15 protein-coding genes are annotated in these 13,455 nt (G+C 74.9%); 4 read left to right on the forward strand and 11 right to left on the reverse strand.

All coding sequences use genetic code 11. The features are described from left to right. Positions 1-23: 23 nt before the first annotated feature. Genes B5Y66_RS20515 through B5Y66_RS20540 form a run of 6 tightly spaced genes read right to left on the reverse strand, consistent with a single transcriptional unit; the run spans position 24 to position 5,238 of the window. Positions 24-944, reverse strand: coding sequence for a prenyltransferase (locus B5Y66_RS20515; protein WP_079576477.1), 921 nt, complete (start codon positions 942-944; stop codon positions 24-26). Next, the gene (locus tag B5Y66_RS20520) at positions 941-1,261 is read right to left on the reverse strand and encodes a lycopene cyclase domain-containing protein (RefSeq protein WP_079576478.1); all 321 of its coding nucleotides are present in this window, start codon (positions 1,259-1,261) and stop codon (positions 941-943) included. The genes B5Y66_RS20515 and B5Y66_RS20520 overlap by 4 nt, the downstream gene beginning before the upstream one ends. After that, positions 1,258-1,662, reverse strand: a complete 405-nt coding sequence (locus B5Y66_RS20525; protein ID WP_322788705.1) for a lycopene cyclase domain-containing protein — start codon at positions 1,660-1,662, stop codon at positions 1,258-1,260. Before B5Y66_RS20525 ends, B5Y66_RS20520 begins: the two co-directional genes overlap by 4 nt. Then, positions 1,659-3,281 carry a phytoene desaturase family protein gene (gene crtI / locus B5Y66_RS20530; protein ID WP_079576479.1) on the reverse strand — a complete coding sequence of 541 codons (1,623 nt, stop codon included), beginning with the start codon at positions 3,279-3,281 and terminating at the stop codon, positions 1,659-1,661. The genes B5Y66_RS20525 and crtI overlap by 4 nt, the downstream gene beginning before the upstream one ends. Further along, a complete protein-coding gene (locus tag B5Y66_RS20535; protein WP_079576480.1) occupies positions 3,278-4,165 on the reverse strand; it encodes a phytoene/squalene synthase family protein in 888 nt (295 codons plus the stop codon). Before B5Y66_RS20535 ends, crtI begins: the two co-directional genes overlap by 4 nt. After that, entirely contained in the window at positions 4,162-5,238 is a 1,077-nt protein-coding gene (locus tag B5Y66_RS20540; protein WP_079576481.1) for a polyprenyl synthetase family protein, read from the reverse strand. The genes B5Y66_RS20535 and B5Y66_RS20540 overlap by 4 nt, the downstream gene beginning before the upstream one ends. A 68-nt stretch (positions 5,239-5,306) precedes the next feature. Between B5Y66_RS20540 and B5Y66_RS20545 the strand changes: the two genes are divergently transcribed. Then, positions 5,307-5,834 (forward strand): MarR family winged helix-turn-helix transcriptional regulator, encoded by a 528-nt coding sequence (locus B5Y66_RS20545; RefSeq protein ID WP_245807262.1) that lies wholly within the window; start codon positions 5,307-5,309, stop codon positions 5,832-5,834. A 7-nt stretch (positions 5,835-5,841) separates the two neighbouring features. Here B5Y66_RS20545 and idi read toward each other — a convergent pair whose 3' ends face one another. Together idi and B5Y66_RS20555 are read right to left on the reverse strand one after the other, a co-directional pair. Continuing rightward, positions 5,842-6,399, reverse strand: a complete 558-nt coding sequence (gene idi, locus B5Y66_RS20550) for an isopentenyl-diphosphate Delta-isomerase (protein ID WP_245807263.1) — start codon at positions 6,397-6,399, stop codon at positions 5,842-5,844. A gap of 4 nt (positions 6,400-6,403) precedes the next feature. Beyond that, positions 6,404-7,213, reverse strand: a complete 810-nt coding sequence (locus B5Y66_RS20555) for a tryptophan-rich sensory protein (protein WP_079576483.1) — start codon at positions 7,211-7,213, stop codon at positions 6,404-6,406. Between the two features lie 135 nt (positions 7,214-7,348). Between B5Y66_RS20555 and B5Y66_RS20560 the strand changes: the two genes are divergently transcribed. Further along, positions 7,349-8,866: an SDR family oxidoreductase gene (locus B5Y66_RS20560; RefSeq protein ID WP_079576484.1), complete on the forward strand. Its 1,518-nt coding sequence runs from the start codon at positions 7,349-7,351 to the stop codon at positions 8,864-8,866. Positions 8,867-8,872: 6 nt separating this feature from the next. Here B5Y66_RS20560 and B5Y66_RS20565 read toward each other — a convergent pair whose 3' ends face one another. Together B5Y66_RS20565 and B5Y66_RS20570 are read right to left on the reverse strand one after the other, a co-directional pair. Continuing rightward, complete coding sequence (locus B5Y66_RS20565) at positions 8,873-9,205, reverse strand: hypothetical protein (RefSeq protein ID WP_079576485.1); 333 nt, start codon at positions 9,203-9,205, stop codon at positions 8,873-8,875. 84 nt (positions 9,206-9,289) lie between these two features. After that, positions 9,290-10,888, reverse strand: coding sequence for a class-II fumarase/aspartase family protein (locus B5Y66_RS20570; RefSeq protein WP_245807264.1), 1,599 nt, complete (start codon positions 10,886-10,888; stop codon positions 9,290-9,292). Here B5Y66_RS20570 and B5Y66_RS20575 point away from each other — a divergent pair. Next, positions 10,827-11,567 carry a VOC family protein gene (locus B5Y66_RS20575; RefSeq protein WP_079576486.1) on the forward strand — a complete coding sequence of 247 codons (741 nt, stop codon included), beginning with the start codon at positions 10,827-10,829 and terminating at the stop codon, positions 11,565-11,567. The genes B5Y66_RS20570 and B5Y66_RS20575 overlap by 62 nt on opposite strands. Before the next feature lie 35 nt (positions 11,568-11,602). On the opposite strand, the gene B5Y66_RS20580 is transcribed toward B5Y66_RS20575, so the two are convergent. Beyond that, positions 11,603-12,781 (reverse strand): FAD-dependent monooxygenase, encoded by a 1,179-nt coding sequence (locus B5Y66_RS20580; RefSeq protein ID WP_176168950.1) that lies wholly within the window; start codon positions 12,779-12,781, stop codon positions 11,603-11,605. A 48-nt stretch (positions 12,782-12,829) separates the two neighbouring features. Between B5Y66_RS20580 and B5Y66_RS20585 the strand changes: the two genes are divergently transcribed. Continuing rightward, the gene (locus tag B5Y66_RS20585; protein WP_079576488.1) at positions 12,830-13,420 is read left to right on the forward strand and encodes a TetR/AcrR family transcriptional regulator; all 591 of its coding nucleotides are present in this window, start codon (positions 12,830-12,832) and stop codon (positions 13,418-13,420) included. Positions 13,421-13,455: the final 35 nt, after the last annotated feature.

Here is a 13,455-nt window from a genome sequence, read left to right on the forward strand (position 1 = left end):
AGGAGTGGGAACGGGCCTGCGCCTCAGAGCCACCCCATGGCGACGGCGATGAGGAGCTGGGTCACCAGGAAGCCGGTGACGAGGTTGAGCCACAGGAACCGCCGCCAGCCCGCGTGCGCCTCCGCGCAGCGGGAGTCGGGCAGGTTCCGGAACCCGGCGATGCTCACGACGTACGGCACGACCAGGACGGCGGCGAGGGCGGCGGGTAGCCCCGCCAGGAGGAGCACGGCCCCGGCCGCCGCATAGAGCACCATGGCCGCACGCACCGTGCGCGCGGCGCCCAGCCAGGTGGCCACCGAGCCGATCTCGGCCGCACGGTCGGCCTCGACGTCCTGCACCGCGCCGAACGCCTGGGAGGCCATCCCCCACAGGAAGAACGCCGCGAGCACCGCGAGCACGGGGCCGGTGACCGTGCCGCCCGCCAGCGCGAGACCGAAGACGGCGGGGCTGACGAAGTGGGTGCTCGACGTCGCCGAGTCCAGCACCGGCCGTTCCTTGAACCGCAGCCCCGGCGCGGAGTAGGCGACGACGGCGAAGACGCTCACCGCGAGCACCGCCGTGGACGCCGCGTCGCCCACGGCGACGAGGTAGGCAAGGAACGGGAGGTTGCTCAGGACGGCGGCGCGCACGGTGAGGCGGTGCCACCGGCGCGACAGCACCACGCCCTCGATCCCGCCCTTGCGCGGGTTGCGCAGGTCCGACTCGTAGTCCCAAACGTCGTTGAGCCCGTACATCAGCAGGTTGTACGGGACGAGGAAGTAGAGCGCGCCGACGACCAGCTCCGCGACCCCCACCCGGCCGGCGCCGCCGGCCAGCAGGTACGCCGCGGCGAACGGGAACGCGGTGTTGATCCAGCTCACCGGCCGCGACGAGCCCACCACCTGACGCAGCGCGGCGGCCGGCCCCGCCGTCGTCGCGGCCGGCCCCGCTCCGGTCGCCGTCATGCGTCCGCCCCCGCGCGCTCGGCCCCGTCCCCCAGGGCCCACAGGGCGGGCAGCAGCAGGGCGGCCACGACCGGCCACGCGAGGTCCTCGACCGGCGTGAGCCACAGCCGCACCCCCAGGAGCGCCGCCTCGTCGTAGCGGAACAGGTCGGCGGCGATCATCAGGCTGTCGAAGACCACCGTGAGCCCCGTGAGCACCACCCCGGTGAGCGCCGTCGCCGCCCACCACCGGGCGCCGAGGCCCCGGACCCGCGCGACGACGAGCGCGACGACGAGCGCCACGGCGAGGGCGACCACCGCGAGGCCCCCGTACGTCATCGCCCCTCCCCGGGCAGGTCCGGCACGGCGTGGAGCGCGCCGCGGCGGGCGGGACGGCGCCGGGCACCCTCCCGGCGCGCCAGGACGCGCCGCAGGAGCCCGTGCAGCAGGAGCGTGAACCAGCAGAGGAACAGGACGAAGAACAGCTCCTCGAGCGGCAGGTGCGGCGCCAGCTCGATCCCGGTCATCGCGGCTCCCCCGCGCGAGTAGAAGCCGGCGGCGATGGCCACGAGGTCCCACCCGAGGAACGCGAGGGTGCCGACGGCGAGCACGACCGCCCCGCGCAGCGGCGTCGCCGACCACAGCACGAGCCGCGCCCGCCGGTCCACGAGGGCCATCGAGGCCAGCGCCCCCAGCAGCAGCGCGAGGTAGACGAAGGAGTTCCAGTGCAGGGCGATCACTCCTGGGAGGCGAGGGCCGGACGGGGCTCGGGCAGCGGGTCGGCGCTCGTGTCGCCGCGCACCCGCTTCACGGCGAGCTCCGCGCTGATGAGGCACATCGGCAGCCCGACGCCGGGGATGGTCGACCCGCCGGCGTGCAGCAGGCCCGCAACACGGCGCGAGCGGTTGCCCGCGCGGAACATCGCGCTCTGGCGCAGCGTGTGCGCCGGGCCGAGCATGCCGCCCGACCACGACGAGAGGTCGGCCGCGAAGTCGCCCGGGCCCACCGTGCGCCGCACCACGACCCGCTCGCGCAGGTCGGGCACGCCCGCCCAGGCGGCGACGCGGTCGATCGCCGCGTCGGCGATCGCCTCGACGGCGGCGTCGCCCGCGCCGTCCTCGCCGCCGCGTCCGAGGCCGGGATCGGCCGGCACGGGGACGAGCAGGAACAGGTTCTCGTGCCCGGGCGGCGCCACGGACGGGTCGGTGCGCGACGGCGCGCACACGTACAGCGACGCCGGGTCGGGGACGCGGCCGTCCGCGATCGCGCCGAAGTTCTCCCGCCAGTCCGCGGTGAAGAACAGCGAGTGGTGGGCGAGCTGCGGCACCCGCTCGCGCACGCCGAGCATCACCAGCACCCCGCCGGGCCCCGGGTCGCGCCGGGACCACCACTCCGGCGACCGGTCGCGGAGCTCGGGCGGCAGCAGGTCCTGCTCCACGTGGTGCAGGTCGGCCGCCGTGACGACGACGTCGGCCGCGGCGTGGTGCTCCCGCCCGGCGTCGTCCACCCAGCGCACCCCCGTGACCTCGGCCCGGGGACGGCGGGACCCGGGGGCGGGGAGCCGGGTCCGTGCCGCCCCCGGGCCGGCCTCGACGGCCGTGGTCGTGATCGCGGTCGCCCGGGCGCGGGTGCGCAGGGTGACCCCCGCGCCGACCGCGAGCCCGGCGACCGCGGCGACCACACGCGCGAATCCCCCCAGTGGATACCGCACGCCGCCGTCGAGATCGAGGGCGCTCATCAGGTGGTACAGGCTCGGCGCCCGGTCGGGCGACGAGCCGAGGAAGACCGCGGGGTACCCCAGCACCTGGCGCAGTCGCACGTCCTGGAAGGCCGCGGCGACCCGGGAGCCGAGCGACCTGCCGAGCAGCGGCCCGAGCCGGTGCAGGCGCGCGGCGACCTCCCGGTGCGCGAACGGCCGCCACGACGCGAACGTCGTGTACAGGAAGTGCCGCAGGGCCAGGTCGTAGGTGTCGTGCGCCGAGTCCAGGTAGCGGTCCAGCCGCGCACCCGCGCCGGGCTCGATCGCCTCGAACGTCGCGACGTTCTCGGCCCGGTCGGGCGAGACGTCGAGCGGGTCGTCGTGCCCCTCGAAGAAGACCCGGTAGGCGGGGTCCAGCCCGACCAGGTCGAGTGCGTCGTCGGCGCTCGAGCCCATGAGCCGGAACCAGTGGTCGAAGACCTCGGGCATGAGGTACCAGGACGGGCCCGTGTCGAAGCGGAAGCCGGCGCGTTCCCACGAACCGGCGCGCCCGCCCGGGGCGTCGTGCCGCTCGAGCACCTCGACGTCGTGACCCTCGCGCGCGAGCAGACCGGCCGTCGCCAGCCCCGCGATCCCGGCCCCCACCACGACCACCCTCATCGCAGCACGTCCCGCGCGACGGCGGCGGCGACCAGGCGCGCCTTGACCAGGTCGGGGACCCGCACCCGCTCACGGCGGATCGTGGCGGCAGGGGTCGCCGCGAGCCTGCGGGAGAGCTCGGCGAACAGGTCGTGCGCCACTCGCACCGCCCGGCGCGACGTGCGCGGCAGGTCGTCGATGACGGCGGCCGCGGCCCGCAGGTCGGCGTCCACGTCGGCCAGCAGCCGGTCGCGGTCGTCGTCATCGAACGCGTCGACGTCGAGGCCCGGGAAGTACGAGCGGCCACGTGCGTCGACGTCCTCGGCCAGGTCGCGCAGGAAGTTGACCTTCTGGAACGCCGCGCCGAGCCGGGCCGCCCCCGGGGCCAGCCGGTCGTAGGCCGCCTCGTCCCCGGCGACGAACACCCGCAGGCACATCAGGCCGACCACCTCGGCCGAGCCGTGCACGTAGGCGGCGAAGCTGGCGTCGTCGTGCGCGGTGGCCGTCAGGTCGGCCCGCATGGACGCGAAGAACGGGGCCACCAGGTCGTCCCCGATCCCGAACGTGCGCGCCGTGCGTGCGAAGGCGTGCACCACGAGGTTGCTGCTCCGCCCGCGCGCCCGGGCGCGCCCGACCTCGCGCTCGAGCTCGGTGAGCAGCTCGTCACGCTCGGCGGGAGTGAGCACCGGCCGGGGGTCGTCCACGATCTCGTCGGCGACCCGGACCAGGGCGTAGACGGTGCGCACGTGGTCGCGGACGGGGTCGCCGAGCAGGCGGCAGGCCCAGCCGAACGACGACGAGTAGGCGCGGATGACCACCGCCGCGCTGCGGACGGCCACGGCGTCGTAGGTCGGGTCGCCGGCGCCGAGACCGGTCGCCGCGGGGACGGCAGGGGCGGCACTCATGCGGCGCTCCAGGTGGGGTCGGAGCCGGTCCCGGTGACGCGCTCCGCGAGCACGCCCAGGCCGAGGTCGCGGCCGAGGCCGACGGCGTCGCGCTCGAGGTCCGCGGCGAGCAGCTCGACCGCCGCGCGCGCCCCGCTGGCCTCGAGCAGCTCGCGGGCGCGGCGCAGGTCCTGCTCCCCGGCGCCGGGGTCGCCGAGCACGGTGCTCAGCTCCGCCCAGGCCCACGTCCCGCGAGCGAGCGCGACCAGCGGGGTGCACTTGCCCTCCCGCAGGTCGGAGGCGTTGCTCTTGCCGGTCTGCGCCGGGTCTCCGAACACGCCGTCCAGGTCGTCGCGGAGCTGGAACGCGAGGCCGAGGTCGCGCCCCAGCCGCTGCACCGCGACGTCCAGGTCGTCCCGGCCGGCCAGGATCGCGGCGGCCCGCAGCGGGAGCTGGAACGTGTACACGGCCGTCTTGCGCTCGGCCGTGCGGAGGGTCTCGTCGAGGTCGGCGCACGGCCCGAGGCTCAGCCAGACGTCGGCGAGCTCGCCGTCGGCGGTGAGGTGCAGCGTCTCGTCGACGAGGTCGAGGAGGCGTTCCGTGGTGTCCGGGAGCGCCCCGCACAGCGCGATCGCCCGTACGGCGCCCGTGAGCGCGAGGTCCCCGGCCAGGATGCCGGCGGCGGCGCCGTAGCCCTGCGCCTGCCGGGGGCTCGCCCCGGACTCGCGGGCCTGCTCGGCGAACGTCCCGGCCACGTTGGGGCGCCCGCGGCGCGTGTCCGCGCCGTCGATGACGTCGTCGTGCACGAGGAGCGCGTGGTGCAGGAGCTCGAGGGCGGCGGCGACGCGCACGACGACCTCCCGCGTCTCCCGCGGTGCCGTCCCGGCGAGCGCGTCGTACGCGTCCAGCAGGATCCGTGGCCGCAGCCGCTTGCCGCCGCGGCTGGTGCCGCGCACGGAGCTCCACAGCCGGGTGTCGTCGGGCCGGTCCCCCGCGTCGAGCAGCCGCTCGACCGCTCGCTCGACCACAGGGCCGACAGGGTCGTCGGACTCGGGCGACGAGCGATGCACCGGCCCCACCTCCTCGCTCAGCATGTCACTAGCCTGGCATATCAATAGCCTAGCAAGATACTAGCCACACGTTTGCTCGTTAGGATGGCCGCGTGACCCAGGCACCCACGGGGAGCTCGTCCTACTGGTTCGAGGAGTCGGACGCGGAACCCCGCCGACTCCTCGAGGCGCTGCGGACGTTCCGGCGCGCGGACGAGGCCATGCGCCGGCGCGCCGGCCGCGAGATGAAGATGAACCTCACCGACCTGCGCGCGCTGCAGCACGTCATCGCCTGCGAGGGGCGGGACGAGCCCGCGACGCCCCGCGGGCTCGCGGAGTACCTGGCGATCTCCACCGCGTCGACGACCAAGCTGCTCGACCGCCTCGTCGCGTCCGGTCACCTCGAGCGACGCCCGCACCCGTCCGACCGCCGCTCCGTCGTCATCGTCGCCTCGACCGCCGCGCACGCCGAGGTGCGCGAGCGCCTCGCCCCGGTCCACGCACGCATGCTCGAGATCGCGCGGACGGTACCGGTGCGCTCCCGGCCCGCGGTCCGGGACTTCCTCCTCGCCATGGCGGCGGAGGCCGAGCGGGAGCCCGACGACGTCGCGGGCACCGTCGTCGGCGACACGTCCACCTGACGACCCGTCACACCCAGCCGGCGGCACGCAGGTCGGGCACCTGCGCCACCATCCACGGGCTCACCGCCCACGGCGCGAGGACGACGACCGACGCGATCTCGTCGGGCCGCACCCACCGCCAGTCCATCACCTCGTCGGGGTTCGGCACGGGGTCGCGGTCCACGGATGCGAGCAGCACGGGGCAGATCTCGTTCTCGACGACGCCGCCCGCGTCGACCGCGCGATAGCGGAAGGACGGCAGGACCGGGACGCCGTCGGTCGTCACGTCGAGGCCCAGCTCGTGGCGGCCGTGCCGCAGCACGGCCTGACCCAGCGGCTCGCCCTGCCGGGGATGCCCGCAGAACGAGTTCGTCCACACCCCCGGCCACGTGCGCTTCGTCAGCGCGCGCCGCGTGAGCAGCACCCGGCCGTCGGGCCGGGACAGGTAGCACGAGAAGCCCAGGTGGAGCGGGGTGTCGCGGGTGTGCACGGTCGCGCGCGGCGCGGTCCCCGTCGGCGCCCCCGCGTCGTCGAGCAGGATCACGTGGTCCTCGACCCCGGGGCTCTCCCCCGGCCCGGCTGCCACGGCCCTACGACCCCACGCCGGAGCGGGCGCGGACGGCGGTCCGCACGCTCAGCACCAGCGCGACGCCGAGCACGAGGACGGCGGCGGCGAGCGCGCTGGCCGCCGCGGGCGCCGAGGGGGGGTCCCCCTGCGACCGGGCGACGGCCACCCACGCCAGGCCCCAGGCGATCGCCGCCCCCACGGCGACGCGACCCCTGCCGCGCACCGCGAGGGCGACCCCCACGCCGGCGACCGCCGCGAGGATCCCGACCGCCCACCAGTCCGGCGCCACCCCCGCGCCGTCGAACCCGGCTGCCGCGAGCGCCGCCGCCACGTTCGCGACGGTGGCCACGCACACCCAGCCGAGGTACAGGCCCAGCGTGCCGTCCACGAGCACCCGTTCGGCGACGCCGCTCGCGGGGGTCCGCACCAGGATCAGGAACGTGCGCACGAGCAGGGCGAGGAGCGCCACGATCACCAGCACGCTCCACCACAGCGCCCCCGCCTGCACGACGAGGATCCACGCGGCGTTGAGCAGCATCGTCGTCGCGACGGGCAGCCGCAGCCGGCGCTGCCGGTCGTCGGCCGCGTGCGCGGGCAGCCACTGGAAGACCGTGTACCCGGCGAGGCCGAGGTAGATGACGGTCCAGATGGAGAACGCCGGCGACGCCGGCGCGACCAGGGTGGCGTCGGCCGCGAGCGCGCCGCCCGCCGCCTCCGCGATCGGGGTGCCCCCGAAGACGCCCACGCCGATCATCGAGCCCACCACGCAGACCAGCAGGCTCGCCGTGACGACGATCTGCTGCGGCCGCAGGCCTGCCGTCGAGCCCACCATGCAGGATCCCTCCTCGAGTCGGACGCCCGGCTCGGTCGCGGCCGGACGGCCGCGCCCGTCCCCCACGATGCCATCGCGGCGCGGATATTGCTAGCCTGGCTAGCGACCGAGGTCGTCGCGAGAGGAGACACGCCCATGACGTCCGACGCTCCGCTCGTCCTGGTCACCGGGGCCACGGGATACATCGGCGGGCGCCTCGTGCCCGAGCTGCTCGCCGCCGGGTATCGGGTCCGCGTGCTCGCCCGGCATCCCGAGCGGGTCGCCGGGCGTGACTGGGCCGATGCCGTCGACGTCGTGGCCGGCGACGCCGGGTCGCGCGACGACCTCCGCCGCGCCCTGGACGGGGTCGAGGTCGCTTACTACCTCATCCACGCCCTCGGCGCGGGACCCGGGTTCGCCGACACGGACCGCCGCACGGCCGGGGGGTTCGCCGCGGCTGCCGCCGAGGCCGGGCTGCGACGGGTGGTCTACCTCGGCGGGCTGTACCCGGACACGGAGCACCTGTCGCCGCACCTGCGGTCCCGGCGGGAGGTCGAGGAGATCCTGCTCGACGGCGAGGTCCCCACCGTCGTCCTGCGGGCCGCGGTGATCCTGGGCTCCGGGAGCGCGTCGTTCGAGATGATGCGCTACCTCACCGAGCGGCTCCCCGTCATGGTCGCCCCGCGATGGATCGACAACCGCATCCAGCCGATCGCGGTGCGCGACGTGCTGCGCTACCTGGTCGGGGCGGCCTCGATCCCCGGCGACGTCAGCCGCGGCTTCGACATCGGCGGACCCGACGTGCTGACCTACCGCCGGATGATGCAGCGCTATGCCGCCGTCGCCGGGCTGCGACCCCGGGTGATCGGCGCCGTCCCCGTGCTGACGCCGCGGCTGGCCAGCCTGTGGGTCGGGCTGGTCACGCCGGTGCCGCCGGCGATCGCACGCCCCCTCGTCGGGTCGCTGGTGCACGAGGTCGTCGCCCGCGACCACGACATCGCGGCGTACGTCCCCGACCCTCCCGAGGGCCTCGTCGGGTTCGACGACGCCGTCGCCCTGGCGCTGGCCAGGATCCGTGACCTGGACGTGCGCACCAGCTGGAGCTCGGCGTCCACGCGGGGCGCGCCGTCCGACCCGCTGCCCGACGACCCGGACTGGGCCGGCGGCAGCCTGCTCGTGGACGACCGCTCGCGCGAGGTCGACACCACCCCCGAGTCGCTGTGGTCGGTGATCGAGGGCATCGGCGGGGCGCACGGCTGGTACTCCTGGCGCCTCGGCTGGGTGGCGCGGGGCCTGCTGGACCGCCTCTTCGGCGGTCCGGGGCTGCGGCGCGGGCGGCGGCACCCGCACCGGCTGGAGCCCGGGGACGCGCTCGACTGGTGGCGCGTGGAGAAGGTGGTGCCCGGCCGGCTGCTGCGGCTGCGCGCCGAGATGCGCCTGCCCGGGCTGGCCTGGCTGGAGCTGTCGGTCGAGGACGGCCCCGGCGACCGGCCCGTCTTCCGGCAGCGCGCGGTCTTCTCCCCCCGCGGGCTGCCCGGGCAGCTCTACTGGTGGGCGATCAGCCCGTTCCACGGCGTCGTGTTCGGCGGGATGCAGCGCAACATCGCTCGCGCGGCCCACGAGCACGCCGCGCACGGGCCGGACGCCGCCGACCTCCCCGCCCGCGGGTGCTGACGCCGCTCAGTGGCGGGCGCGGCGGGCGCCGAGCGGGCCGCCGAAGACCAGCGAGATGCCCAGGACGTACCCGACGTCGTACCAGTTGCCGGTGTTGTGCACCTCGTAGATCGACACCGAGTCCGTGAAGAGGGACACGATGAACGTGACCGGCAGGATCATGCCCTGCCACAGGCCCCACCAGAAGCCGTACGGGCCCTGGCCGCCGAGGGCCGAGGTGTCGACGCCGGGATTGGGGCCCGCCGCGCACGCGGCCAGCACGACGAGGACGCCGACGGCGAGCACCGCCGTCGCCACCCGGCGGGCGCGGCGTCCGCGCGCGGGTTGCACCGGTTCCATCTCCCCACGATGACATCCGTGCGGTGGCCAGGCTCGTCGAGACCCCGCTGGTCGAGCCTGTCGAGACCCGGGGTTTCGACAGGCTCAACCGGCGGGCGTGCCGGGCCGCTGGCTCCCGATCGCGACGGGGATCCGCTCGGGCAGCGCCTCGAGCCGGTCGGCGGCCTCGCCCGCGCACGCGGCGAGCTCGCGGGCGATCTCCACGCTCAGGCCGAGGTAGCCCGCCGGGTCGAGCAGCGCGCGCAGCTCGTCGTCGTCGAAGGCCTCGCTGACCACGGGGTCGCCGTGCAACAGCTCGAGGAACGGCCGGCTGCCGGATGCGGTCGCCTGCGCGACGGCGAAGACGACGTCGTGCGCCCGCTGCCGCCCGATCTTCTCGCCGAGGGCGAGCATCAGGGACTCGGAGCCGATCATGCCCTCGGACAGGCGGATGTTGGCCCGCATCCGGCCCGGGTCCAGCTCCAGCCCGTCCATCACCACCTCGAGGCGCGCGAGCATGTCGCCCGCGAGCACCGCGGCCGACGCGGAGACGTCCTCCAGCAGGGCCGTCATGGCGCCGTTCGCCTCCTGGTCGTGCAGCATCGACTCGAGCGCCGGGCCCGCGAGGGCGCGCAGCTCCGCGGACATGGTCTGCATGTCGAGGGCGAGCTGCGGGTTGCGCTTGTGCGGCATGGTCGAGCTGCCGACCGTCCCCTCGGGCACCGGCTCGAACGCCTCGGCGAACTCCGGCTGCATGAGGGTGTACACGTCCTTGCCGATCTTCCCGATCGTGCCCGCGAGCTGCGCCAGCACCAGCACGAGCTCCACGATGCCGTCGTTGACCGACCGCGACGGCACCCGCATCGGGTGCAGCCCCAGCCGGCGCGCCACCCCCGCCTCGATCGCCCGGCCGGAGCCCCCGAACGACGCGAACGTGCCCGCCGCGCCGCCCATCAGCACGCAGAACAGCCGCTCGTCGAGGCGCTCCAGCCGGTCCGCGTGCGCCGCGAGCTGGTCGATCCACACCGCGACCTTGAACCCGAACGTCACCGGCACGGCGTGCTGACTGTGGGTGCGGCCGGCCATCGGGAGCGCCGCGGACGACTCGGCGAGACGGCCGGCCGACCGCAGCACGCGGCCGAGCTGGCGCAGGATCGCCCGGTGCGCGTCGCGCAGCACCAGCACGTCGGCGGTCTGCGTGATGTTCTGCGTCGTCGCGCCCCAGTGCACCCAGCCGCCGTGCTTGGAGCCGACGGCGCGCGCGAACTCCTCGATGAGCGGCACCAGCGGATGACTGGCCTCGGCGGTCGCGGCGAGCACCCGCTTCACGTCGAGCTTCTCGATGCGCGCCGTGAGCGCGATGGCGCGGGCCGACTCCGCGGGGATGAGCCCGGCGTCGGCCTCCGCGAGCGCGAGTGCCGCCTCGACGTCGAGCCGCGCCTGCCAGCGGTTCTCCCGCGTGAACAGGCGCGCGATGCCCGGGTCGGGCACGCGACCCTCGGTGAAGCGTCCGAACGGTGCGACGATCATGCGGCTCCCCGGGTGCGGCCGACGGCGGTGGGCACGATGATCGCCCGGCCCGGACCGCGTGTACAGCCCCGGCACCGTGCGGGTGTCGGCGGGGCGCGGCAGGGTGAGCGGCATGAGCGAGCAGACGACGCCGACGACGACGGGGACGACGCTGGACTCGGTGGTCTTCGACACCCCGGACATGGAGGGCTCGGCGGCGTTCTGGCGCGGGCTCACCGGTTCCACGCGCACCACCGAGCAGGAGGACGACTGGATCACCATCGTCACGCCCGACGGCTGGGGGCTGGCGTTCCAGCTCGCGCCCGACCTGGTGCGGGCCGAGTGGCCCGGGCAGGAGCACCCGCAGCAGGCGCACCTCGACCTGCGCGTGCCGGACGTACCGGCGGCCGTCGAGCGCGCCGTCGCGCTGGGCGCCACGGTGCTGCGGGAGAGCCCCGGGTGGACCACGCTGGCCGACCCGGCCGGGCACCCGTTCGACCTGTGCCACGCGCCGGACAACGACGGGCTGACCGTCATGGGGGTGACCTTCGACGTGCCGGACGCCTCGGCCGCGGCCGCGTTCTGGTCGCGGGCCCTGGGCGACCCGGTGGTGTACGACGCGGACGGCATGGCCATGCTGGGCGGCGAGCGGGCGGTGCTGTTCCAGCAGGTCGAGGACTACGCGGCACCGAGCTGGCCCGACCCGGCGCGGCCGCAGCAGCTGCACCTGGACCTGGAGGTGCCGAGCGGCGGCATGGAGGCGGCCGAGCGGGCCGTGCTCGCCGCCGGGGCGACCCGGCTCCCTGGCGGCGGCGAGACGTTCCGCGTGTTCGCCGACCCCGCCGGGCACCCGTTCTGTCTCTGCGGCTCCTAGAGCGGCAGGCACCACACTTCCTGAGCCCCCGTGTGTCATGGCAGCTCTCGGTCCGCCGGGGCGTAGGTGGGCAGAGGCCGCGCCCTTCCCTGCAGAAGCCGCTCGAGGGCGCCGAGCGGTCCGAGGATCGGGAGGCGGGCGAGTGCGTCCCGAAGGCTCCTGCCCGTGGTGGTTCTCGGGACCATGAGGCTCACGTTCGGGCCGATCTGCTGCTTGCTGCGGACGAGGCTGCGCTGCCCGGCGTCGTAGCGCGCGAACGCGGTTCGGTGTTCGCCTCCAGCCCGCGCGAGCTCGCCCGCGAGCCGGTAGGCGCCGACGAGCGCAAGCTCGGCGCCCGAGCCCGATGCCGGTGAGGCGCACCAGGCGGCGTCGCCGACGAGGACGACTCGGCCGTTCGACCACGAGCCCATCCGCACCTGGGCGAGCGCGTCGAAGTACAGGTCCGTGTCCGCGAGTGCCGCCTCCAAGAGCCGGGGTACGCGCCATCCGGTCTCGTCTGCGAATGCCTCGCGTAATAGACGCCGGTGTTGCTCGATGTCGCGATGGTCGTGGCCGAGCGGCGCGGACCGGAAGATGAAATAGGCCTTGGCCTGTGCGTGGTTGCCCGAGCGGTAGAGCCCGGCCATCTTGCCCGGGCTGTTGTGCATGGTCACGGCGCGGTCTGCCCCGAGGGTGGCGTCTGCGTCGGCGAACGCGAAGTAGTGACCCATGAAGCGGACGAATCGTTCGTCGGGGCCGCAGGCGAGGCGGCGGACCGTGGAGTGCATCCCGTCCGCGCCGACGACAAGGGCGAAGCGCTCGCTCGGCGCTCGCTCGAACTCGACAGCCACCCCGTCGGCGTCCTGGCGCAGTCCCCGGACGTGGTGACCGAACCGGTAGTCGGCCCCGTCCTGGTCGCGCAGGAGCGCGACCAGGTCTCCGCGCATGATCTCGGTCGCGCCCGGCTCGGTGATCGAGATCCGCGCGGTGACCCGCCCCGCGCGATCGACGAACTGCATGGCCTCGACGTCGGTAGCGGCCTCGCGCACCGGGCCAAGGAGCCCCATGCGCTCGACGACTTCGATCGCCTGGCCGCGGACATCCACGCCGTTGCCGCCCGGTCGGGGAGCCGGAGCCCTCTCGACGACGGTGACGTCGAAGCCGTACCTGGTCAACCAGTGCGTGACGGCGAGCCCGGCGATACTGGCGCCGACGACGAGGATTCGCTTGTTCACACGGTCTCCCTGGACGTAGCATCTGGAACGACGATTCCAGATTAATATATGGAACGGAGATTCCAGTTGTCAACGTCACACGGGAAAGCCCTTCGGGCCGACGCGCTCCGCAACCGCCGCCGAGCACTCGACGCCGCGACCGCGCTCCTGGCCGAACCCGGCGGGCCCCCGAAGGTCGAAGCCATCGCCGAACGGGCCGGCATGGGCGCGGGGACGGTCGTTCGCGCCTTCGGCGGCAAGGACGCGCTCATGGACGCGGCCGTCGCCGAGCTGCTGGAGCCTCTCGTCCTCCGCGGCCGGCAGATCCTCGAGCGCGACGGGGGCCCGACGGCGCTGCGGGCCTTCCTGGCCGAGCTCATGGCGTTCCAGGCCGCGCACTACGCCGTCAACGACCAGCTCGCCGGGCTCGACCTGCCTGCCACCACGGCACTGCGCGCCGAGCTGGTGCGCGTCGTCGACGCGATGCTCGGCGAAGGCCGCGAGCAGGGCGCGATCCGCTCGGACATCGACCCCGTGCTCGTCACCAGCCTCGTCGGAGAGACGGCATTCACCATCGCCAAGGCCTCCCACGGCACCCCCGAACTCGCCGAGGCCTACCTCGAGGTCCTGATGGACGGCCTACGCCCCCGCGTCCCGTGAAAGCCCACTCATCGAACGACGAAAGGCCCCACGTC

It is taken from the genome of Krasilnikoviella flava (genome assembly GCF_900167525.1).
In the GTDB taxonomy this organism is placed as follows: Bacteria; Actinomycetota; Actinomycetes; order Actinomycetales; family Cellulomonadaceae; genus Isoptericola; species Isoptericola flavus.

Excerpts from the sequence above, each read along its gene's own strand:
- B5Y66_RS20515 (WP_079576477.1), bottom strand. The coding sequence starts at position 944 with ATGACGGCGACCGGAGCGGGGCCGGCCGCGACGACGGCGGGGCCGGCC.
- B5Y66_RS20520 (WP_079576478.1), bottom strand. The coding sequence starts at position 1,261 with ATGACGTACGGGGGCCTCGCGGTGGTCGCCCTCGCCGTGGCGCTCGTC.
- crtI (WP_079576479.1), bottom strand. The coding sequence starts at position 3,281 with ATGAGGGTGGTCGTGGTGGGGGCCGGGATCGCGGGGCTGGCGACGGCC.
- B5Y66_RS20535 (WP_079576480.1), bottom strand. The coding sequence starts at position 4,165 with ATGAGTGCCGCCCCTGCCGTCCCCGCGGCGACCGGTCTCGGCGCCGGC.
- B5Y66_RS20540 (WP_079576481.1), bottom strand. The coding sequence starts at position 5,238 with ATGCTGAGCGAGGAGGTGGGGCCGGTGCATCGCTCGTCGCCCGAGTCC.
- B5Y66_RS20555 (WP_079576483.1), bottom strand. The coding sequence starts at position 7,213 with ATGGTGGGCTCGACGGCAGGCCTGCGGCCGCAGCAGATCGTCGTCACG.
- B5Y66_RS20560 (WP_079576484.1), top strand. The coding sequence starts at position 7,349 with ATGACGTCCGACGCTCCGCTCGTCCTGGTCACCGGGGCCACGGGATAC.
- B5Y66_RS20565 (WP_079576485.1), bottom strand. The coding sequence starts at position 9,205 with ATGGAACCGGTGCAACCCGCGCGCGGACGCCGCGCCCGCCGGGTGGCG.
- B5Y66_RS20575 (WP_079576486.1), top strand. The coding sequence starts at position 10,827 with ATGAGCGAGCAGACGACGCCGACGACGACGGGGACGACGCTGGACTCG.
- B5Y66_RS20585 (WP_079576488.1), top strand. The coding sequence starts at position 12,830 with ATGGAACGGAGATTCCAGTTGTCAACGTCACACGGGAAAGCCCTTCGG.